The following is a 21718-nucleotide window of genomic DNA, read 5'->3' as shown; positions in this document are numbered from 1 at the left end:
TCTGGCTGGCGGACTCTGCGGATTGGCTGCCGTGGCATTCCACTCGAGCATCATGTGGCTTGAGGTTGTGTTAATCGAACGTGCCAACAGTGCTCCGGGGCACAGCTGGATATGGTGGAGCATCCTTTCCCCTACCATTGGGGGTCTGGTTGCCGGTGTCGGCCTTACTTACTTTGCCCCCGCCGCTGCAGGTAGCGGCATTCCTCAGGTGAAGGTGGCGTACACTCTGCGGCACGGCAGGGTTACTGTCCGCGAAACCATCGGCAAGTTTATTCTGTGCGCTCTCCAAATCGGTTCTGGCGCTTCGCTCGGCCTTGAAGGACCTACAGTGCAAGTGTGCGCGGGCGTCAGCAACATGCTGGCCCGTCTTGCTCGACTCGGGCCCAAAACTCCCGCCGCATGGCCTCCGTTGGCATGGCCGCGGGCATCGCGGCTGCCTTTAACGCGCCCATTGCCGCCGTCACCTTCACCCTTGAGGAGCTGATCGGCGACCTCGACCAAACCATGCTCTCCGGCGTTATCGTCGCCGCCGCGCTGGCCGCCGTTGTCGAACACTCGATTCTGGGCTCAAACCCAGTTTTTCACGTGCAGGGCAACTACACCATCGCCAACGCGTCCTCGCTGGTTTGGTATGCGTTGCTGGGCCTGCTTGCCGCCATTGTCTCGGTCGCTTTTACCGATTCGCTGCTGGGCCTTCGGGCCTGGTTCCGACGGCTAACCGGCGTGCCTCGCTGGGTGCATCCAGCCATTGGAGGCGCAGCCACAGGCGGCATGGCTGTCGTCGCGCTGGCGCTCTTCCACCTCAATGGCATCGCTGGCGATCCGTATAAGACCCTCACACTGGCACTTACAGGCAAGATGACGGTGACCGCTATGGCCGTCTTCTGTGTCCTCAAGCTCGCTTCCACCGTTAGTTCTTACTCCAGCGGCGGTTCCGGCGGCATCTTTGCACCGGCGCTCTTCATGGGGGCCATGCTGGGCGGCGCGGTGGGCTACCTGGACGTGATCGTGTTCCATCACTCGGCCGATTCCATCGGCGCGTTCGCAGTAGTCGGAATGGGAGCGGTCTTTGCCGGCATTGTTCGCGCCCCCATGACCTCGGTGCTTATCATCTTTGAGATGACGGGCGGTTACGGATTAGTTCTGCCCCTGATGATCGCCAACATGAGCGCTTTCGCCCTTGCTCGCCATTGGCGGCACACCCCGGTCTACGAAGCGCTGCTGGCCCAGGACAACATCTACCTGTCACACGGCGGAGGCCCGGTTGACCCGCCCGACAACGAGCCCCTGCCGGTCATGGCTGTCGACGGAGTCCGCTGAAAACCTGATTGAATTCTCAGTTCTGTGGCAGATCCGGTTGTTGAACGCGCTCGTACGCGCTGTTCCCCGGAATATGCGATCATTGCGACCAACTGGAATGGTCAGCACGAAATGAAGGCGAGACGTGCTACTTGGCGCGATGTCCTTGCTGATTCCACCAGCGTCGCTCGTGGCGGTCGCAAGGGAGGATGTCATGAAGCAGATCTAGCAAGACTTCGGCGAGCGCAATCCGAAAGCGCCGCAAGCTCTCTCACATTTTGCGTTTCTCTCGTCGCGAATGGGGGACACCTCAAGAAACGGAACGCAACGTACGCTAAGGCGAATTCAGTTCACCTAAACCTTTCGTAATCAGCAAGATCTAAGGTAGAGAATGCGCCGTTCTTGGACAGGGCGCAATTCGTTGGCGCTGTCCGGCTAAACGATTGAGAACATTACATCGACTCTCTGTAAACGTACATAAATTTCCGTTTCGTGAGGTGTCCCCGAATACTTCGGCGCCCATGACCTCCGCCGGACTTGCGCGAAACTGTGTAGCAAGAACGGCGGGGATCTCGAGCAGATCAAGTTTCTGCTCGGGCACTCGTCGATTCAGACCACGGAGCGATATCTTGGGTCCAGCAGGAGATTGCAGTCGCCGTGAACGATCTTCTTGGGTTGTGAAGGCCGCCGCGGTCGGTGGCCGAAGACAGATTTGCAGCTTGACATCCGAACGACTCATAGGAATCTTGCATGGCGTCCATGTTTCTTGCTCCAACTCTCACCCCGCACGGCCATCTCGTCCTCGTTGAGGACAGCGCCGCCGCCGCAACGGATTCGGAAGTTGGACAACGTCTGCGGGACGCCTTCGCGCGAGGACCGGGGCATGGTCTACTGCAGCTTGGGGCTGGAGAGGCGGGCACGGCGATCCCCGCGGTCTTCTCCTACTGGCGGGAGTTCAGTGCGCGCTATGTGACGCGCCTCTGCTCTGAGCCTCATCTGGCGGACGCGTCGGCGAAGGGACCGATTACGCCGCTGACCGATGCGGAGCTGGATTCGCTGGTGCTGAGCGTACCCCCGATGAACGGAGCGGAGTATCTTACGCCGACGGTGCTTGATGCCTTATGGCAGGAATTGGATAACGCCTTTCGCCGCGAGTTGTCCGAGTTCGGAGGCGAGGTCCAGGACTTCCTTAAGCGCCGTAATCCCGCGTGGAACCTGGTCGGCCGTGTGCACTTCAATCTTGCCGAGAACCGCAACGATGAGGACGCGCCCTTCGCCTTTCTGGCCACCTATACGACGCGGCTGTCGGCGCAGGCGAAAGCTCAGCATCTTCCGCTGGGGCAGGCTCTGCGGGAGTATGCAGGCGCCGCTCAAAAGGGCCGTCTGCTGTCGCTGCTGCTTCCGGTGCAGCGGGCCGGCGGCGATTGCCCGTGGTTGAAGAGCATGATCGACGCGGGAGAGATCTTCCATCCGCTACGCTGGACGGCGGGGAGGCGATGCAGATGTTGCGGGATGTCCCGCGGCTGGAGAGCGCCGGCGTGGTGGTGCGCATGCCGGCCGCATGGAGAGGGAATCGGCCCGCGCGGCCGCGGGTGATGGCAAGGATCGGCGGCAACGCTCCATCGAAGGTGGGCCAGGATGCTCTGCTCGACTTCCAGATGGAGGTGGTGCTCGATGGCGAGGCGTTGACCGAGGGCGAGATAGAACAGTTGCTTGCCGGATCGAACGGCCTTGCGCTGGTTCGCGGGCGCTGGGTGGAAGTGGACCGCGAACGGCTGCAGCAGACGATCGAGCACTTCGGCGAGGTGGAGCGCAGGGCAGAAAGAGATGGCCTCAGCTTTCGGGATGCGATGCGGATGCTCGCCGGGGCCAACGTCGCCGGGACCGAGGAGGATGCCGGGCAAGTCGAAACAGACTGGTCTCAGGTGGTCGCGGGGCCGTGGCTGGCGGAGACGCTGAAGGGGCTGCGCGGCCAGGAGGGTTTGGAGAAGATCGAGGTTGGCCCGGCGCTCCACGGGACACTCCGTCCTTATCAGCAGATTGGCGTGCGCTGGTTGCACCTTCTGACCGGGCTGGGGTTGGGTGCATGCCTGGCGGACGACATGGGGATGGGCAAGACGATTCAAGTACTCTCCCTGTTGCTGGTGTTGAAGCGACAGGGGAAGGGAAGACCAAGCCTGCTTGTGGCGCCGACTTCGTTGCTGGCCAACTGGGCCTCCGAGGCGGAGCGGTTCGCCCCAAGCCTCAAGCTGTTGATTGCCCATCCATCCTTGATGCCAGCTTCCGAACTGAAAGGGCTGACTCATGAGAGATTGCAGGATCTGGATGTTGTGGTGACCAGCTACGGCTCCTTGCTCCGAATTCCGTGGCTTATGGAGACTGGATGGAACCTGGTTGTCCTCGACGAAGCACAGGCGATCAAGAATCCTGCCGCCAAACAGACCAGGGCAGTCAAGAGACTGAATGCAGGATCGCGACTCGCCCTTACGGGCACACCGGTCGAGAACCGCCTGGGCGATCTATGGTCCATCTTCGACTTCATCAATCCCGGGTTGCTGGGCTCGGCGAAGCAGTTTACGCAGTTTTCCAACCGCCTGGCGGATCGTACTCACAACCCCTACGGGCCACTTCGCGAGTTGGTGCGACCCTATATTCTGCGGCGGCTGAAGACCGACAAGACGGTCATCTCCGACCTGCCTGAAAAGATCGAAGTGAAGGCGTTCTGCCAACTGAGCCGAAAGCAGGCGGTGCTCTATCAGGATTCCGTAGACGAGCTTGGCTCGCGGCTCAGCGACGCCTACGGCATAGCGCGCAAGGGACTGGTACTGTCGTTCCTGATGCGGTTCAAGCAGATATGCAATCACCCTTCGCAATGGCTGGGAGATGGCGCCTGGGTGGAAGAAGAGAGCGGTAAATGGGCCCGGTTGCGCGAGATCGCCGAGGTGATCGCGGCGCGCCAAGAAAAGATGCTGGTCTTCACCCAGTTTCGCGAGGTGACGGCTCCCATCGCCAGCTTTCTCGCCACGATCTTCGGGCGTCCCGGGTTGGTTCTCCATGGGGAGACGGAGGTGAAGAAGCGCCAGCGACTTGTCGGTCGGTTCCAGGAGGACGAGAGCGTGGGCTTCTTTGTGCTCTCCTTGAAGGCTGGGGGCTCAGGCCTCAACCTCACAGCCGCTTCGCATGTGGTCCACTTCGACCGTTGGTGGAATCCTGCCGTCGAGAATCAGGCCACGGACCGCGCATTTCGCATTGGACAGAAGAAGAACGTGCTGATACACAAGTTTGTATGCCGGGGAACGGTGGAGGAGAAGATCGATCAGTTGATCGAATCCAAGCAGAGCCTCTCGGAGGGGCTGCTCGAAGCTGGCGCCGATCGAGTGCTTACCGAGTTGAAGGATGAGGAGCTGCTCAAGCTGGTCCGTCTCGATCTCCAGATTGCGATGAAGGAGGCTTAGTCGATGTACGGTGGCTGGGGCTGGAAGCCGTATGTGTCTGCGGCCGAGCGGCGCCGCAAGGCGCTGAAGAAGATGGAGAGCCTGCGAAAGAGAGGGCATTCTGTCTCTCCCGTGGTCATCGAGGGTCGCACCATAGCGAAAACCTTCTGGGGCAAAGCCTGGTGCGACCATCTGGAGCAATACAGCGACTTTGCCAATCGCCTGCCGCGCGGGCGAACCTATGTGCGCAATGGATCGGTAATAGATCTTCAGATTGGGGCGGGTGCGATCGGGGCCAAGGTGAGCGGATCGGAGATCTACACCGTTGCCCTGAAGATCGTCCCGGTTGACAAAGCGCGCTGGCGATCGATCTGCACCGATTGTTCGGGCTCGATCGATTCTCTCGTCGAGCTTCTTCAGGGACGACTATCGAAGGGCGTCATGGAGCGGATCTGCCGGCATGAGACGGGATTGTTCCCTTCACCGGCGGAAATCGAGTTGTCCTGCAGCTGTCCGGACTGGGCCGACATGTGCAAACACGCCGCGGCGGTTCTCTATGGCGTCGGCGCCAGGCTCGACCGGCAACCTGAACTGCTCTTCCGGTTGCATGGCGTGGACGAAAAGGAGTTGATCGCAAATGCGACCGGGAAGGCTCCTCTCTCCAAACAGAAACCTGCTCGAGGCAAAGTTCTCGCCAGCGGGGAAGACCTCTCCGCACTGTTTGGATTGGAACTGGCTCAGAACGCACCCGCGAAATCGGAATCCAAATCGAAGCCTCGTGTGACCGCAGCTAAGACGACAAAGAAGTCACCGGCAACGAAGGGCGCCAAGAAACGATGAAGCGACGAATCTGCTCCTACGACTTAGCTGCCGTTCCCGAAGACGGCTACCATCGTGACTGACGAAGGGGCGAGACCTATCTGGGGTGTGGCAACGATTCAGGAAAAAATGGGCCATTTGGGGAGTTAGTCGGCCCATCCCGCTCGAACTTCATCGTCACACGCCACGTAGTTTCAATAACTTCAAAACTTCCGCAGGTCGCCCCTTGAAGCGATCAAGACATAGTGGGTGCTAATATGCAAACACCCTGCATGGGAACAAGTTCGGTTTCAGCAAAGATGCGACGACCCGAACCCCAATTTGACTGCGCATGGCAACAGATGAGAACCGAGGAAAACACTATGGAACAGGGAACAGTGAAGTGGTTTAACGAGCCAAGGGGTTTGGCTTCATCAGCCGTCAAAACGGCGAAGACGTTTTCGCACATTACTCCGCAATCACCTCGAGCGGCTTCAAGAGCCTCCAAGAGGGTCAGGCTGTGCAGTTCAATGTGATTAAGGGGCCCAAGGGCTGGCAGGCAGCCGACATTCAGCCTCTCTAAAGTTGCTTACTTCTTTGCGAAAGGGACCGGCTTAGCAGAGGCCGGCTATGGCATCCGTAGTTACTCAATAGCGGACATTTATAGGCGCCTGCTGAGAAACTTACGGATCGGCACTGACAGAGTCCATGCAGCAGCAGCAGTCATGTTTGCGGGCTATTGCTATTCGCATTGCGGCATCACTGCTGCGATGGCATCCCGTATCTGGGGTTTGAGGCGCAGTGGAACGGAAACCCGGCTTAAGGATTCATGAGTCGGGATCTTCGGGGTTGCGTAAGGGTCTCAGTTCACCTTTGGCAACCGCGTCCGGCATTGAGAAGGAGTATCTACCCAGCATATTGATGTGTTCGTGCAGTAGCGGCGACAGGCGTTGTGCGTCTACGTCCGGCACCGGATAGCCCTTCTCGCGCAGTTGGTTTAGCGCGGCTTCCATATAGATGGTGTTCCACAAGGCGATCATGTTGAGCACGAGACCTATCTCTGTTGCTTTGAGAACTATTTAGTTTGCTGCGTGGCTACAACCAAGGCTCTTCATTCTGCCAATTGGCCGGAAATTGCATCTGTGCGAGATCCACGGAAGAGTAGGCGTTGAAATGGGCCTTCAAACGCTCTTTCCATTGCGAGTCCGGTGACACTTCGGAGAGAAGGGTTTGAACAATCAACGCGATCACATAGAGGCGTTTATTGTCGATCCCTTGTGCCTTCCAGGTTTTCGGTAGTTCCGGCTTAACCGCCAGCTCGCGGTTCCATAGCCGGCCGTGGTGCGCACAGGTGTTGCGAATGGCAGTCAGCGCGTGTAGCCAGCTCAGGAAGACGGGTGCAGGCTGCCTAAACTCTTGCGCTATTTGTTTTCTCAGCTTCGCCCTCAGATTTGCATACATCTTCGAGAGCGCGCCGAACGAGATCAGCTCCGTCGCCATCCAAAAGGGCAGATAGGTTTCGCTTGTGTACTTCGTGCGGTAATGCGCAACGAACGTTTCAGCCGACCTTCTTTCTTCTCTTCGGATCAATCCTAAAAACGCTGCGTGGTCGAAGGATGACGCGAAGTTCGCCGGATCGGCATAGCCAAAGACACCCAGGTTGTGGGCGACGTGATAGGTGATGACAGCCCTGATCGCGACTTCGATCCGATCCATCGCCTGCATCATAAGTAAACGAAGATTGCCGTCGAACTTATACAAGTCAACGACGTCATCAAGGTCTGTGCCGGCGCGAAAATTATCTGTGCTGCCGCCCCGAAATGGGATGAAGTAAGCGCTTAGGCGGTAATAGCCGATCCGTTGCAACCATTCGAGCGCGCGGGGACGGTCATTGCAGATCAGATTTCGGCTGACGAGCAAGTTGAGCTGATCTTCGTAGTGGAGCGCCAGCTTGGTGTAGTTCATCTAAAAATGAAAAACCCGCCGATTTGAGCGTCACCTGTTTCCAGGGATAGGCTTGGCGGGTGTGTCATAGACATAGTAACGCATTACCACCACAAAGACAATAAACTCATTGCTTTTCCCTAGCCAAGGATCTGAATCAGGGGTCCCGTCAGAATTCGGACTTTAAAGTACGTTTAGGACACCACATGTCAATAGAATGATCAACATACAAAGGCGACAGTGCCGCAAGCGGTTACAGTTGGTGCAACACAATAAGTGATGTGTTTTCAATACTTGCTGCGGCTTACCGGTGCTCTGTTGTCCGTATTCTGAGACTGCCCCAACAGGCCTTTGGTAAGCGGAGCTCGATTTTTGGAGATAGTTTCCCGTCTTTTGGATAGACACTGGAAGCTGTAGTCGCTGACGGGCTCGCTTCTCACAACAATTGAAGGGCCTAATTTTCCTGTACCAAGGTCAGAGTTAGTCTTCGACCTGTTTAGGTTCCAGCCAGATCGCGGCTAGCCGCGATCTGGCTGGCGAACTCGCTCGGCGTCCTGTCATCGAGAGATGCGTGAGGACGACTCTCATTATATTCCTGCCGCCATACTTCGATCAGGTGCCTTGCCTCCTTCAGATCGAGGAACCAGTGGGTATTCAGACATTCACTTCGCAGGGTTCCGTTGAAGCTTTCAACGAAGGCGTTGTCTGTTGGCTTGCCTGGTCTGGAGAAGTCGATCTTAGCGCCGTTGCGATAAGCCCATAGATCCATCGCCTGACTGGTGAACTCGCTGCCGTTGTCACAGAACAGCACCTGCGGCACGCCACGGTCTAGCTTCAACTGGTTCAGTGTCCGCACAACATCGTCTCCCTTCAAGCTCTGTCCTACTTCGATCGCTACAGCTTCTCTCGTATGCACATCCACGATCGTCAAGGCGCGGAACCGCGTTCCATCCTGCAGCTGATCCATCACGAAGTCCATACTCCAGGCTTCGTTCGGAGCCGTAGGCTTGATCCGATCCTCACGAGTTCGAGATGCCTTCCGCTTCCCGGCAGGCTTCATCCTCTTCAGCGTCAGTCCTTCTTCCTTGTACAGCCGGTACACCAGGTACTTGCCCACATCCCAGCCTTCGCGGTTCAACAGCACGCGGATCTTGCGGTATCCATAACGCACTCTTGCCTGAGCGATCTCGCGGATTCTCATCCGCAGCTCAGTCCGTGGATCGAGACAGCTTCGATAGCGGTAGGTCGCCCGCGGTACCCGTAGAACACGACAGGCGTGCCGTTCGCTTACCAGGTAGCTTCCAACCAACCGCTCCACCATCGGCCCACGCCGCGAAGGCTTCACCATTTTTTTGACAGCACATCCTGCAGCATCGTCTTGTCCAGCGTTAGCTCTGCAACAAGCTGCTTCAAACGCAGGTTCTCTTCTTGCAACTGAGCCATCTTACGAACTTCGTCCACCTCGAGGCCGGCGTACTTCGCCTTCCACCGGTAGAACGTCTGCTCGCTAATCCCCGCCTTGCGGATCACCTCCGCAACAGGAACGCCTACTTGCGCCTGCTTCAGCACACCAATCATCTGCTCTACCGTGAACCGTTTCTTCCTCATCCAAATCCTCCTCTTGATTAGGTCAGATTTGGTCGAAGACTAACACTCCAACTGGTTCAGAAATAACAAGGCCGATCACAATCAGGCCGAAGGCCTGAGAAAGCAGTAGACGGACCTAAGCGGTCCGTCTACCCATCCGGCGACGATCACTCGTCGCCGGCTCCGTCTGCTGGATCATCAGCGGCCTCGATCTTTGAGAGCCGCTTCATGCTGGTGGCGTGAACCTCGGCGATGCGGTGCTTGAACGTGGTGCCCGCGACGTCTTCCTCAACCTCGCGATACTTCAGAGTGCCCTCCAAAGTGATGAGCTGACCCTTCTGGAGGGTCTTGGCGAACTTCGAGAGATTCCTCCAGGCATAGACGCGGTGCCACTCGGTGCGGGTTTCGTATTCGCCCTTGTCGTTTTTCCAACTTTCTTGGGTTGCGATGTTGAGCACGACGTACTCTTTTTGTTCTGAGCGGTTTTGGCTTCTGCGTTCTGTCCGAGGCGGCCGATGAGAATGACTTTGTTGAACATGGTGTTTGGCTCCATTTCTTTTGGTTTGTCCGCTGTCTGCGGTACATGCTTGCCCAACGGGTGTGCCGACGCGACCCACTCCCTCGGCGACTGGATAGAATCTGCGGAAGGGGACCACAGCTTGCCTGGGGGCAGGAGTCCGCACCTCTTGAGAGGCGCGCAGCGGATTCTGGGAAGGAGAGCGTGCGTCCGAAGGGCGGGGGTGTCTTGAGCGCGGCACGCTGAACGCAGATAGAAAGGCAAACCGGAAGGGAGCCGCCCTGTTCAACGGCCATCCTCATGGTGCGAGTAGCAAAAGCCAGCTCAGAGTCCAAAGAGCCGTCACTGACGCGCAGAATGGAAGAACCATAAAGGAGAATCGCGACATCGATGCTCATCGCTCGGTCCATCTCCTCGCCTTCTCCATGGTTCTCCGGATGTAGGCAGCTCGCTTGGAAGGGCTGGGATCGCGGGGAGAGATAATCGTCTTCAAGGGCACATCCGATCCGGTCCTCGGTCATGCCATTGGCAAAAGCGGCGACACAGAAAGCGATGTCGGCGGCGGCAGGACGGTCCTGGTACTTGGTCGCTCAAGAGATAGGTTCGATAACCTCGGTCCCCTTCAGGGAGAAAGAGAACTTTGCAGACGCCGAGTCTCGAGTTCCTGCTCGCGGGCCTGCGGGGGCGCCCTGCCCCATCATTCATCTTTTGGCCGATGATGACGGTGCGCTCGCGATCTTGCGGGAAAAGAGGTCAAGGAGAAAAACCGAAGGGGTTTGTCCCCTTGCGCCCGCTTCAGGGTGAACCGCCGCAATGCGGCCCCTGAAGCGGGCGGCACCTGGTTATGCGTCCAGCATGAGGAGGACGGTGCGAACGCCTGTACCTGCGCCGATGAACGTATCTGAAGGCAACTCTTCCCAGATACCGCCGCGCGCTTCAACGAGGGGCCTTAGCTTGTCGTTCTGCCTCGGGCCGTTGGCACAGATGGCGACGAGTCGGCCTCCGGGCTTCAACATCTTCAAGGCGTGCATAATGTGCTTGATATCGTCCGCGTTCGCAAACGGAGGATTCATAACAATGCGGTCGAATGTTCCTAGATCGCCGTTGCACTCCAAGAAATCGGCCTGCTGTGTGTCATCGACGCCGTCAACGGTGCGAAGCCGGTGAGCCATATTGCAATTCAGCTCAACCGCTGTGATCGCGTAGCCGTGAGCATTGCGGCGAATCGCATCAATGATTCGGCCTGTTCCTGCGGAGGGTTCTAAAACCCGTTGTCCTGGGCGAATGTCCGCAAGCGCGACCATACGGTCTGCCAACTCGGGCGGAGTGGGGAAGAGTTGCGGAACGGCTACGATCACGACACCTTGAGCGGCGGTCTTCTTCATTTCGTGCAGTTCATCGCGCGAGGGGATGCGCTCGTCATGCTGGCGCGGTGTCTGCGGCGTCGGGACTGGGTTTTGTGCCTTCAGGTCTTGCGCCATCGTTGCAAGCGTCTCGGCGGCGGTGGGCTCCGCTGGGGTCAACGGAGCTTGTTTCGTGGGTGGGTCGATGCGCTTGGCGTCGGTGAGATAGACAGAAACGGTCTTCCAGTTTCCGCCCCATGTCGAGCGGGTGCGGTGCGCTCCGTGGGTATCGGTCGCGGCGTGAGTCGTAGACTGTGGAACGTCGGACATCTTCTTTCGCTTCCATTCGTCCGTCGTCATGTGTTTAAAGCCGTCGCCGGGATAGTTACACATCGGGGGAGCTTGCTTGCTGCCTTGACTGCTGCGGTCTCCTCGGGCTTCGGTGCCTGATAATCCTTGACGCGCTCGATATCGGCTATGTATTTGCTCCTGTAGAAGTAACGGCGCGGTGTAGTGGTTAGGCTGCTGATGGCGTCGCCGGTCTTGTTGATCTTCAGAATTACAAGCCACTCATCGCCAATAAAAACCTTGCCCCCAACTTCAAAATTGAAGCGGTCGGCGGCGAGGCCTCCAGTCTCCCCAAGCATTGCCTTCTCGGAAGCGATACGGTTCGTATAGTGGTCGATCCAGCGGCCATAAGTGGGAATGACACGAGGGTAAGTTTCGAGAGCAACCGCTAGAACCTCGTCCAAGGTGCGGGGTGCGTAGAGTGTCGGGAAACTGCCCTGTAGCGCGTCGTATGCGCTCGGGGTGTGCTGGAAGTCTTCGCGGTCGCCTTCCTTGCGTGGCATGTGTAGATGGCACATCCCAGCGATGCGAAGAGCAACCTTAGCCTGGAGTTCCTTGTCTTGTTCATTGGCGCATTCAGTCCAGAGTTTTAGCCACATCTCGGCCTCTTGTTTGTTGCGCTCCTGCTTGCGCTTGTCCGCTTCCAATCCCTTGATGCGGCGATGGCGGACGCCGGGAAGCGCCTTATACTTCGCGTGGTGGAGTGCTCCTGCTGCACGTTGTTCCCAGTAACGGGCGGTCTGCCACATCTGGACCGTCTTCCTCATGCCGTTCTCGATGCGCTCGGCGTCCTTCCGGGCGTGGCGTTCGCTGTGGTGGCCGACGAGAATAGGCTGACCAAACGGGATATTGTCGGCGATGCGGTGGACGGCATCATGTGCGAGCTGCGCGTCTTCGATACGGCTCTCTTTGTAGTCGCTGAAACGGTCGGCGCGTTCCTCGGCGCGGTCTACCAGGCTCCTGTCTTCGTCTTCGATCTCCCCGGCCAGCTCAATAAGCAAATCCTCGCGGCTGGGTGTCCACATTGGCGCGACGAATAGGTCTTGCTTCGGTGCCCAAATGAAACCAGCTGTTTTCACGCGAGCATACGTCTCGCTGTCGAGGCGGGTTGTGGAGTAGAGGCGGAGTTTGTTGTCTTCGGGGAATAGGTAGCGGTGTAGCTCATCGGGTTTTCTCTCCTTCGGGTGGTATGGTGCGTTGGTAGGGTCGTTGCTAGATGGTGCCTGCAGCTCGCATGAAGGAGGGGCAACCGTGGGGGCATGTGCCGTCTGGTTCTACCTCGCAATGCTCCGTACAAAGCGCAAGTGCGTTCGCGTCGCCAAACATCACCTCTTCGGCCATAGCCTCAAAGGTGCGTCCTTCTTGTTTCAGCATTTCGGTCAAGCTGATGCGATAGGGATTTGCTGTTGTGCTGCTCATGGGGTAGTTCCTCCGTTTTTGAATGGCCGTGCTGTGTTTGCTAACAAACACGCCTTGGCCCTGGCCCACGCCAGCGGAGGCGGCAAGTGCAAGAGGAGGGTTCCCTACCCTCGGAATGGAGTGGAGAGGGCGGAGCGAAGCGGAGGTCTGCACAAGCGAAGCGCGGAAGATTAGGGTGCCTCTTGCGCGCGCCAGAGGCGGAGCCTCTGAGCGTACTTAGCACTTGCGTTACAAAACAGACCAAGCACATGCGTTACAGGGAGGTGGAACCCCGATGGTTCCTAGGCTTGGTCGGCCGCACGATGATGCGGTATGCCCTGGAAAGAGAGTCGTATCGTGGATCAACGCCTGCAGTTCCTGTCGAGTTACCAACAGAAGGAGATGTCTCTATCGGATCTTTGCCGTGAGTTTGGGGTGTCACGGCCAACGGGCTATCGTTGGATCAACCGCTACAAGGAAGTTGGTCCGGAGGGGCTTCTGGACCGGAGTTGTAAGCCACACGGGTGCTCTCACGCAACTTCAGAGGCCACCGAGAACGCGATCCTAGCGCTTCGGAGCAAGCACCCGAGTTGGGGAGCACGGAAGCTAAAGGCACGCTTGGAGAAGGTTCAACCTCGTGTGAACTGGCCGGCAGCAAGCACCTTCGGCAACATCCTGCACAGAGCCGGCCTAACTAATCCCAAGCAGAAGAAGCGCAGGACGACTCCTTGCTCGGAGCCGTTCTCTGAGGTCACCGCACCAAATCAGCTTTGGTGAATGGATTTCAAGGGCTACTTCAGCACAGGTGATGGCACCAGGTGTGATCCTTTTACCATCACCGACGCACACAGCCGTTACCTCATCCGATGCCAGACAGTATCACGCATGGACCTGAGCCAGGTCGTTGCTGTCTGCGAAGCAGCAATGCGCGAGTACGGCATGCCGGCTCGGATCCGCACGGACAACGGGGCTCCGTTTGCTGGGACCGGCTTGCTCGGCCTGTCCAAGCTTTCTCTTAGCTGGACGAAGATGGGTATCGTGCATGAACGCATTCAGCCAGGCAGACCGCAGCAGAACGGCCGACACGAACGGATGCACCGGACCCTAAAGGAAGACACGACGAAACCGCCAGCGCTCACGCTCAGGCTACAACAGAAGAAGTTCGATCGCTTCCGGCAGATCTTCAACCATGAGCGACCGCATGAGGGACTGAACAACGAGACGCCCGCAAGCCTGTACCAGCGCAGCTCAATCATGTTTCCAAGAGTACTCACGCCGTTCACTTACCCAAGAGGCTTTCAGACCAGAAGGGTCAACACTAGTGGCGATATCAGCTGGCACAAAGACCGTGTGTTCATCAGCCAGGTCTTCTCCTTCGAAGATCTCGGCTTCGAGGAGATGGATGAGGAGATTTTCAGGGTTTACTTTCGAGAGATCGAACTCGGCGAGTTGGACGTGACGGAGTTGAGATTCAGACCCGTGAGAGCGCTGCCTTAGCCTTAGTCTGAGATCGGAAACGACGGGTGGGAGAGTAACTTCCGGCTTGGCGACAATCGAGGAGTTCAGCCTGAGGCTCATGGCGTGTCCGAGCAGGCCATCCAGGAAGCAGTGGCAGAGATGAGGGCGGGGAGTAGTTGAACGGTCAACGTTTCATGGGTGAGTGGGTGAAAGGCTTGGTACTGGATTCGGAAGCTGAATACCGGTGCACTCAGTTTTAGAGTCTCGCCTTGGTACGAGATCCACCACAAGCGACGGTCCAACCGACTCGCGGAAAGGTGTTCCACACCCGGCAAAGCCACGGCCAAATCCGTACAAACCAACTTGCCAGCGAGAGGCAGGATTATCGATGCAGCCATCTAAGCTTGGTTCTGGTCCAACGACCCACATGGAAGCTTCTGACGCGTCAGCCACCCTCGCGATTATCTGTTCAAGCGTGGCTTGTGCAAGCTGAATGGGTGGAATATCTAGATCCATTGGAGGTCCAGCCCAACCATAGCCTTGAGGATTACATCCAGTGGCGCGACGAATGGAATACGCCAGGAGAGGATGTAGGGACGAAACAGAATGGCCTGTAAACGTGAAGGCTCCTAATGGGAGATTGAGTATGCGATTTGGTGGGCCTGGTGTCGAGAGAATGAGCAGGGCTCCCTCATCGCGAATCTTGTATGAGTCGAGTCCACGAAGTATTCCGCGAATCACTATGGCCACCGTGGTGTGGTCAACTGTCATTGCCACTGGAGCTTGCAGAAAAGCCAGGCTTCCTGCTTCTACGAGCAACGTGGTGTTCGTTATCGCTCCAAGCTTAGCAAGAGCTGCGAGTCTGGATGCACCTTCCACCTGAAAATGATCTACAAGACGTTCACTCGGTTTGACCTGCTGACACCAGGCACCCGAATTCATAAGAACGATTGCAAGCCATACAAGACTTTTCATGTGTACTTAGACACCAACAAACTCATCTTTGCTATTGTCAGTCCTGTTCCTGGTCGCTGCCGGGTTCTATATCATGCCCAAGCTGATCTATCACCTATGGCGACGTACCCTGCAGTCCGTAAGGATATTCCTTCGAAGATCCCGAAGAACGATTTTCGGCAACTTCGTGACGAACTTGCCGAAATTGTGGGTGGTCTCAACCGGTCGATGCAACACCATCTGATATTGAATTCATTTTCTAAAGGTGGTGTTTATGGCACAAGGAAAACGGAACAGGCTTTCAGCGGAGCAGAGGACGGAGATGTGGCGTCGTTGGAAAGCAGGAGAGTCGTTACATGAGATTGGCCGGGCCTTTGGCAAGGACCATTGGTCCATTCAGTTCTTGTTATCGAAGCGCGGGGGATAGCACCTCCGGTTCGTCGGCGCTCGCTGCGAACGCTCACGCTGGACGAGCGGGAAGACATCTCACGTGGAATTGCATCCGGTTCGTCGATTCGTGAGATCGCTAAAGGGTTACAGCGGCCTGTGTCGACAGTAAGCCGGGAGGTGGCGCGTCATGGCGGCCGGCCACTCTATCGAGCCAGTGAAGCCGATCATCAGGCCTGGGAGTCAGCTCTGCGACCCAAGGTGTATCTTCTTGCGAACCATGAGACATTGCGGACGATCGTGGCCAGTAAACTGATCCTGGACTGGTCGCCGGAACAGATTTCGAAATGGCTGAAAGTCCACTATTCCAACAACGAGAGCATGCGCGTGTCCCACGAAACCATCTACCGCAGCTTATTCATCCAGGCCCGCGGAGTGCTGAAAAAGAGCTAGTTCAACATCTGCGGTGCAAGAGGTCGATACGTCGCTCACGGCACTCGCGGGCTGCGGGACAGTCTCGAGGTCAGATCGTCGATGCCATCTCTATTAGGGAAAGACCTGCCGAGGTTGAAGACCGCGCTATTCCCGGTCATTGGGAGGGCGATCTGCTCGCAGGCAGCAAAAACAGTCATATCGCAACCCTGGTGGAACGACATTCGTGTTTCACCATGCTGGTCAAAGTGCCCAGCAAAGATACAACGACGGTCGTCGCCGCGCTGAGCAAGCATGTGCGTAAACTCCCCGCGACCGTGCGGCGCTCGTTGACGTGGGATCGGGGGCACGAGATGGCCAAACACAAAAGCTTCACGGTGGACACCAATGTCAAAGTCTACTTCTGCGATCCGCAGAGTCCCTGGCAACGCGGCACCAATGAAAATACCAACGGCCTATTAAGACAGTACTTCCCTAAGAAGACCGACTTGTCCGTCTACTCTCAAGCCGATCTTAACAAGGTCGCTCTGCGCCTGAATCAACGCCCGCGAAAGACCTTGGGCTTTGAAACGCCGGCCAGTAAACTGCAAGCCAGTGTTGCATCGACCAGTTGAGCCCGCCTGACTTTCAGGGAGGTAGACTGGCAGCGCACATGGAAGGGTGAATTCAGGACGCCAATGACGAAGCTGACGTTCGACGAACGAAGCTGCTCACCCAAACGGCAATTCCAAGAGACGCAGCCAGAGTTGGCTGCCATAGGGCGGTCGTCAAGAGCTCGATTGACGGAGGGCGTTAATCATGATCGTCCGATGCGTTTCCAGCTTTTTTATGACGGAGCACTCTACGTGGGTGGCCGAATGGGCATGGGGATTGCTATTGATCGTGCTGACTGTCCTCATCCACACGTCGGGCCTATGGATGGTAAGGCAGACGGCGCTTCGGGCTCTCAGCCATCCCGTTCTTCGCCGCCACCACAGGATCATGATGCTCACGATCACCTCTGGCATGACCTTGTCGGCGGCGGCCCTGCACGGAATGGAGGCCGCTCTCTGGGCGCTTGTGTATCGATTTCTCAAAGCCTTGCCGGATTATCAGGTAGCAATGCTTTACTCGCTGAACGCGATTACAAGCTATGGCCACGCGAACCTGCAGCTGGAAGACCGCTGGCACCTCATGGGCGCAATGGAGGCGCTGAACGGGTGGCTCTTATTCGGGCTGAGCGCCGCCTTCCTGTTCGCCATGATGCATAGGCTTTGGTCATTAGATAGCGAGTGAGAACACACATCTGGCGATATGGCTGAACCACGTCCAGTAGGTGGCGTGTGATGGGTGTGTAACCGGGGACCTCGGCCGCGAACTTGCCGATAATGCGACTTTTCAGGCCCTTCGAAGAATTATGTTCCCCGGGCGTTCAAACTGTGAGTTTATATCTTGGCAGGGTAAGTTGACCAATATACGGCGAACTGGTGGATTGGAGTTCGATGAGGGATAAAAACTTGAAACCCAAATGGCCGATCATTGTGCGAGTCATCGCCGAATTTCTGGGGTGGCTGGCCGTCTCGATCTTCATGGTGTGGGCGTTCGCGGCGCTATGCTTCGACGTTCGACACGTTTGGTTGCGGATTCCCGCCGCTGTGCTCTTCACTGTGGCTGTGTTGGGGGCTCTGTTTGGCGTGAGGGGAGTCTGGCTGCGTATGGCTGCCTGCGTAGCCTGTTGCGTGGTGGTGCTGGTGTGGTGGTTGTCCCTGAAACCAACCAACGACCCTCCGTGGGAAGCGGATCTTTCGCGAAATGCGTGGGCGGAGATTCATGGCGACCAGATGACGGTGCATAACGTCCGCGACTGCAAGTACCGCACGGACAAGGACTACTCGGACTGCTGGAGCGACCGCGCCTACGACCTATCGCAACTCCGCGGTGTTGACTTCTTCCTGGATAACTGGGGGATCAAGTTTGCCAGCCACCCGATGATCAGCTTTGATTTCGGAGACCAGCACCTTGCGTTCTCGATTGAGGCGCGCTACCGACCGGGCCAGTCCTACTCGCTGTTTCGCGGATTCTACCGGCAGTTTGGGCTGATCGTTGTCGCGGCGGATGAGGGCGACGTGATTCGGCTGCGCACGAACTACCGCAAGGATCCGGAAGAAGATGTGTATCTCTACCGCGTCCAGGTGACGTCGGCGGTCGCTCGCGCGATGTTAATGGTTTACGTCAATTACATGAACAATCTGAAGGACAACCCGGAGTGGTACAACGAACTGACCCGGAACTGCACATCGACGGTCGACAAGCAGCTTGCCGATGTGACCGGGAATCCGCAGGGCGGCAGCATTCAACTGATCCTGAATGGCTCGATGGATCAGCTGATGTACAACCGCGGGCGGCTGGTGACCGGCGGACTTACCTTTCCGCAGTTGAAGGAGCAAGCACACATTAACTCCGCGGCACACGTGGCGGGCGACTCTCCGGATTTCTCCAAGCTGATTCGAGTAGGGCGCGTCGGATACTAAAAGCGAATATTTGAACAAGAGCTGAAGCAGCTAAAAGAGCAGGCACCAGCCAAGAAGTAAGCTCGCCAATCAAACTCATCAAAAACGTTAGTGTTCTATCGTGACTGCCGTGGGACGGGAGTGGGAGGGGCGCGGCTCTGTGTGGCAGTTACGATAGAACCGTTTGAAGTGAGCCGCTGGGGTGGTGGATGCGGTGGGTTGCTATGGGATTTCAATCAGGCGGGATCGGTTGTGGCGTCGAGGTGTGGACGTTTTGGGGCAGGCGCCGTGGCGTTTCGATGGGCCTGAGGCTGGGAGCGCAGAGCTGGGCGTGAGGGGTGCGGGCATGGCTGCGGGTCGAAGCTGGTGAAGAAGGCGCAGCAGAGTGTTGCGTGCGGGACCACGCATGCGCGGAAGGGTTCGGAATGGAGTTGCAGCAGGTCATGGGGCAGCAGTTCTCAGTGCAGGTTCAGGAGCTGTCGAGCGCATACGCCGGTTGCCTGATGGGTATCAGCGCGTAGCGCAGTTGTTGAGCCGTGATGCGTTCCACCACCATCATGGGACCGGAGCAGAGGGGACATGGCGGCTGGCTGGCAGCAGTGGCGGCCCGACCGACGCATGGTTGCATGCCGAGCAGCGAGCGGCAGCGTTGGAGCGAAGCAGCGCGGCGGCGGTTGGCGAAGAGGCCGAAGTGGCGGATGCGGACCAGGCCTTTGGGCAGAACATGGATGAGAAAGCGGCGCAGAAACTCCTCGGCGGGAACGGTCATGACCTTGTTCTTGCCGCCGTGAGCATAGTCTCGCCAGCGGAAGGAGACGCGATGGTTCTCGCAAGCCACGAGGCGATGGTTGGAGATGGCGACGCGATGGGTATAACGGGCCAGATAGTTGAGAACATTTTCAGCACCGCCGAAGGGCGGCTTGGCGTAGACGACCCAGTCCTTTCGGCCGAGTTGCCAGAGTAAGTGGCTGAAGCTGCCAGGGGAGGCAAGCTGCTCGAGTGAGTTGTGGAACTGAAGTCTGTCCTGTTGGAACAACTCACGGAGTTGGTCGCAGAACTTGTCGCGGAAGATTTTGCTGAGTGCCTTGACGGGCAGGAAGAAACGCCGCGAGGAATCTATCCATCTGGAACCATCGGGGGCAAGGCCTCCAGCGGGAACGATGTAGTGGACATGGGGATGATGCTGGAGGTTCTGCCCCCAGGTATGGAGCACGCCGAGGAACCCTATGTCCGCGCCGAGGTGTTGGGGGTCGCGGGCAAGTTCGAGCAGCGAAGCGGCGCTGGCGCGGAAGAGCAGGTCATAGAGCAGACGCTTGTTCTGCAGGATGAGAGCGGAGAACTCGTGGGGCAGGGTGAAGACGATGTGGAAGTAAGGCACAGGCAACAGCTCCGAGGAACGCGCGGCCAGCCACCTGGCCCGCGCGTTGCCCTGGCACCTGGGGCAGTGCCGGTTGCGGCATGAGTTATATGAGATGGCCTGATGGCCACAGCGGACGCACTGATCGAGATGCCCTCCCAGTGCCGTCGTGCGGCAACGGACGATGGCATCGAGCACCTTGCGATGCGGCCATGCAAGGCGCGATCCGTACTTCTCCCAAAAGCTGTTGCCCACTGTGCGGACGATGTCGGCCACCTCGAGGGTGGGCCGATTCATCTCTTGCTGAGCCTCCCGTCTCTGCGGCTCTCAGCAGAGGCTGTGATCGTGAAGGGTATCGAGCGGGTTCGGGACTGCGTCCATATGCCGCCGGGAGAGGTGGAGATAGACGGTGGTGTGATCGAGCGAAGCATGGCCGAGCAGCACCTGGATCGTGCGCAGGTCCATCCCTGCTTCAAGCAAGTGAGTCGCGTAGCTGTGGCGCAGGCAATGGGGGAGATGTGCTTTTCGATCCCGGCAGCCCGCGCGACACTCTGGCAGGCGAACCAGACCGTCTTGTCACTGATGGGCACATCGGCTCGCCAACCATCGACCACACCCGGAAACAGGTAGGTCTTCGGCTTCATCCATCGCCAGTAGCCGCGCAGTTCTTCCAGCAGCGCCGGGCTGAGCGGGACATCGCGGTCGCGCCTGCCCTTGCCCTGACGCACATGAACCACCATGCGCTTGCTGTCGATGTCCGAGGTCTTCAACTGGCATAGCTCGGTCCGGCGAACTCCGGTCGAGAACAACGTCATCAGCATGGTGCGGTGCAGCCGGTTGGCGGAGGCGGCCAGCAACCCGCCGACCCTCCTCCCGGCTGAGCACGGTCGGGAGCCTCTCCGGCAAGCGGGGAAACGGCAGGTGCTCCAGCATGTGATGTCGCTTGAGCGTCTTGACGTAGAAGAACCGCAGCGCGGCCACTCGCTGCGCCACCGTCTTCGCAGCCAGCTTCCGCTCACGAAACAGGTAGAGCTGGTACTCCCGGATATGCTCTGCACCAAGCTGATCGGGAGCACGATCAAAGTGTTCGGCAAACTGCTTGACCGCAAACAAGTAGGCTTTTGCGGTTCCAGGGGAATAGTTGCGACGTTCGAGTTCTTCGAGCATCCGGTCTCTGAGCTGAGTCATAAGAAGTACCTCCTATGACTCAGATCATGCCGCGAAAGCTAATCTCTGCCCGCCACAAATGCAGCGTCCACCACGCCAGCGGTTTAGTTCAAACGGGGTTAGCGGAAACTACGATTTTGAACTTGCCGCAAACCAGACTTTGCGGGAACGCCATCCTTCAATTACCGTCGAAACATGAAAAAGCAATTTTTTTTGAGTTTGAAGATGGCTCGGCGAAGTCTACCGGACAACGCTGGGACGGCATGACAAGCGACTTTTACACGGGGGATGAAGTCCTTCAGGTTGTGGAGGGTGGGGATTCGCCATTCATCTCGGGCAACAGCGCCGGTTTGGTTGCTCTGGGAAAGCTCCTGATCCAGATCGGCATGAGCGATTACAGGGACGGCTACCATGTCCACATCTACGAAGACTTCGATGCGGACAAGCCTGAGATTATCGCCATCGGTGTGAGCAATTCGAAACCAGAGCCTCTTCGCTAGAAAAGTCGAACTCGTCTTTTGCTGCGGGCTTGCTCTTCTGCTGCGGTCAACCCGAATGGCCCCTGAGGATCGACGCACTGACATAGCCGCAGATAGACAATCATGAACATTACGCATTCAAGGATGGCACAGAGCATCAAGATCAGCGACGAGTCGAACGGAAACGCAGCCCTATAGCGGTACATCGCCAAGCAATGAAGACAAAACATTGCGAGAGCAATACAAGCGGCTCTGGTTCTTCTCAGGGTTGGCCTCAGTTCTATGAGAAATTCGCCCACCACAACCAGATTCCAGAGGATCTGCTGG

Annotated in this window: 20 protein-coding genes and 4 pseudogenes; 14 read left to right on the top strand and 10 right to left on the bottom strand. The window is 57.6% G+C overall.

The features are described from left to right. Window positions 1-52: 52 nt before the first annotated feature. The 6 genes and pseudogenes from RBB80_RS21300 (at window position 53) to RBB80_RS21275 (ending at window position 6114) form a co-directional block, all read left to right on the top strand. Window positions 53-1320: pseudogene (locus RBB80_RS21300) on the top strand (chloride channel protein). A gap of 526 nt (window positions 1321-1846) precedes the next feature. Beyond that, the gene (locus tag RBB80_RS21295; protein ID WP_433969804.1) at window positions 1847-1960 is read left to right on the top strand and encodes a hypothetical protein; all 114 of its coding nucleotides are present in this window, start codon (window positions 1847-1849) and stop codon (window positions 1958-1960) included. 89 nt (window positions 1961-2049) lie between these two features. Then, window positions 2050-2895, top strand: coding sequence for a hypothetical protein (locus RBB80_RS21290; RefSeq protein ID WP_433964381.1), 846 nt, complete (start codon window positions 2050-2052; stop codon window positions 2893-2895). After that, complete coding sequence (locus RBB80_RS21285) at window positions 2796-4754, top strand: DEAD/DEAH box helicase (RefSeq protein ID WP_433964380.1); 1959 nt, start codon at window positions 2796-2798, stop codon at window positions 4752-4754. Before RBB80_RS21290 ends, RBB80_RS21285 begins: the two co-directional genes overlap by 100 nt. A 3-nt stretch (window positions 4755-4757) precedes the next feature. Next, on the top strand, window positions 4758-5573 hold the full coding sequence (locus RBB80_RS21280; RefSeq protein ID WP_433964379.1) for an SWIM zinc finger family protein: 816 nt from the start codon (window positions 4758-4760) through the stop codon (window positions 5571-5573). A 341-nt stretch (window positions 5574-5914) separates the two neighbouring features. Next, a pseudogene (locus RBB80_RS21275) lies at window positions 5915-6114 on the top strand (cold-shock protein). A 244-nt stretch (window positions 6115-6358) separates the two neighbouring features. On the opposite strand, the pseudogene RBB80_RS21270 reads toward RBB80_RS21275, so the two are convergent. The 7 genes and pseudogenes from RBB80_RS21270 to RBB80_RS21240 all read right to left on the bottom strand — a co-directional run. Beyond that, window positions 6359-6589: pseudogene (locus RBB80_RS21270) on the bottom strand (Tn3 family transposase); the annotation flags it as partial. Window positions 6590-6626: 37 nt separating this feature from the next. After that, window positions 6627-7496 (bottom strand): Abi family protein, encoded by an 870-nt coding sequence (locus RBB80_RS21265; RefSeq protein ID WP_433964378.1) that lies wholly within the window; start codon window positions 7494-7496, stop codon window positions 6627-6629. 475 nt (window positions 7497-7971) lie between these two features. Beyond that, a protein-coding gene (locus RBB80_RS21260; protein ID WP_433964377.1) for an IS3 family transposase occupies window positions 7972-9083 on the bottom strand; the annotation gives its coding sequence in 2 pieces (ribosomal slippage) (window positions 7972-8831 and window positions 8831-9083; 1113 coding nt in all). A 146-nt stretch (window positions 9084-9229) separates the two neighbouring features. Next, complete coding sequence (locus tag RBB80_RS21255; protein WP_433964376.1) at window positions 9230-9520, bottom strand: single-stranded DNA-binding protein; 291 nt, start codon at window positions 9518-9520, stop codon at window positions 9230-9232. A gap of 901 nt (window positions 9521-10421) precedes the next feature. Then, a complete protein-coding gene (locus RBB80_RS21250) occupies window positions 10422-11315 on the bottom strand; it encodes a methyltransferase domain-containing protein (protein ID WP_433964375.1) in 894 nt (297 codons plus the stop codon). Then, window positions 11279-12271, bottom strand: coding sequence for a DUF3560 domain-containing protein (locus RBB80_RS21245; protein ID WP_433964374.1), 993 nt, complete (start codon window positions 12269-12271; stop codon window positions 11279-11281). The genes RBB80_RS21250 and RBB80_RS21245 overlap by 37 nt, the downstream gene beginning before the upstream one ends. Window positions 12272-12482: 211 nt before the next feature. After that, window positions 12483-12689 carry a hypothetical protein gene (locus tag RBB80_RS21240; RefSeq protein WP_433964373.1) on the bottom strand — a complete coding sequence of 69 codons (207 nt, stop codon included), beginning with the start codon at window positions 12687-12689 and terminating at the stop codon, window positions 12483-12485. Between the two features lie 312 nt (window positions 12690-13001). Between RBB80_RS21240 and RBB80_RS21235 the strand changes: the two genes are divergently transcribed. The 7 genes from RBB80_RS21235 (at window position 13002) to RBB80_RS21205 (ending at window position 18409) form a co-directional block, all read left to right on the top strand. Then, window positions 13002-13445, top strand: a complete 444-nt coding sequence (locus RBB80_RS21235; RefSeq protein ID WP_433964372.1) for a helix-turn-helix domain-containing protein — start codon at window positions 13002-13004, stop codon at window positions 13443-13445. Beyond that, window positions 13446-14165, top strand: a complete 720-nt coding sequence (locus RBB80_RS21230) for an integrase core domain-containing protein (protein WP_433964371.1) — start codon at window positions 13446-13448, stop codon at window positions 14163-14165. Between the two features lie 744 nt (window positions 14166-14909). After that, window positions 14910-15440, top strand: a complete 531-nt coding sequence (locus tag RBB80_RS21225) for a hypothetical protein (protein WP_433964370.1) — start codon at window positions 14910-14912, stop codon at window positions 15438-15440. A 27-nt stretch (window positions 15441-15467) separates the two neighbouring features. Continuing rightward, window positions 15468-15920, top strand: coding sequence for a transposase (locus RBB80_RS21220; protein WP_433964369.1), 453 nt, complete (start codon window positions 15468-15470; stop codon window positions 15918-15920). Next, entirely contained in the window at window positions 15815-16513 is a 699-nt protein-coding gene (locus RBB80_RS21215) for an IS30 family transposase (RefSeq protein WP_433964368.1), read from the top strand. The genes RBB80_RS21220 and RBB80_RS21215 overlap by 106 nt, the downstream gene beginning before the upstream one ends. 184 nt (window positions 16514-16697) lie before the next feature. Then, the gene (locus RBB80_RS21210; protein ID WP_433964367.1) at window positions 16698-17174 is read left to right on the top strand and encodes a hypothetical protein; all 477 of its coding nucleotides are present in this window, start codon (window positions 16698-16700) and stop codon (window positions 17172-17174) included. A gap of 221 nt (window positions 17175-17395) precedes the next feature. Next, the gene (locus RBB80_RS21205) at window positions 17396-18409 is read left to right on the top strand and encodes an Lnb N-terminal periplasmic domain-containing protein (protein ID WP_433964366.1); all 1014 of its coding nucleotides are present in this window, start codon (window positions 17396-17398) and stop codon (window positions 18407-18409) included. Between the two features lie 448 nt (window positions 18410-18857). Here RBB80_RS21205 and RBB80_RS21200 read toward each other — a convergent pair whose 3' ends face one another. The 3 genes and pseudogenes from RBB80_RS21200 to RBB80_RS21190 all read right to left on the bottom strand — a co-directional run. Further along, window positions 18858-20042 carry an IS91 family transposase gene (locus RBB80_RS21200; protein ID WP_433964365.1) on the bottom strand — a complete coding sequence of 395 codons (1185 nt, stop codon included), beginning with the start codon at window positions 20040-20042 and terminating at the stop codon, window positions 18858-18860. Further along, a complete protein-coding gene (locus RBB80_RS21195) occupies window positions 20039-20602 on the bottom strand; it encodes a tyrosine-type recombinase/integrase (protein WP_433964364.1) in 564 nt (187 codons plus the stop codon). The genes RBB80_RS21200 and RBB80_RS21195 overlap by 4 nt, the downstream gene beginning before the upstream one ends. 142 nt (window positions 20603-20744) lie before the next feature. Further along, window positions 20745-20912 (bottom strand): annotated as a pseudogene (locus tag RBB80_RS21190) (phage integrase N-terminal SAM-like domain-containing protein); the annotation flags it as partial. A gap of 35 nt (window positions 20913-20947) precedes the next feature. On the opposite strand from RBB80_RS21190, the gene RBB80_RS21185 reads away from it, so the two are divergent. Continuing rightward, window positions 20948-21412 carry an Imm32 family immunity protein gene (locus RBB80_RS21185; protein WP_433964363.1) on the top strand — a complete coding sequence of 155 codons (465 nt, stop codon included), beginning with the start codon at window positions 20948-20950 and terminating at the stop codon, window positions 21410-21412. Window positions 21413-21718 lie beyond the last annotated feature (306 nt).

The organism is Tunturiibacter gelidiferens, from assembly GCF_051013345.1.
In the GTDB taxonomy this organism is placed as follows: domain Bacteria; phylum Acidobacteriota; class Terriglobia; order Terriglobales; family Acidobacteriaceae; genus Edaphobacter; species Edaphobacter gelidiferens_A.
This window is presented reverse-complemented; position numbering and strand designations above follow the sequence as displayed.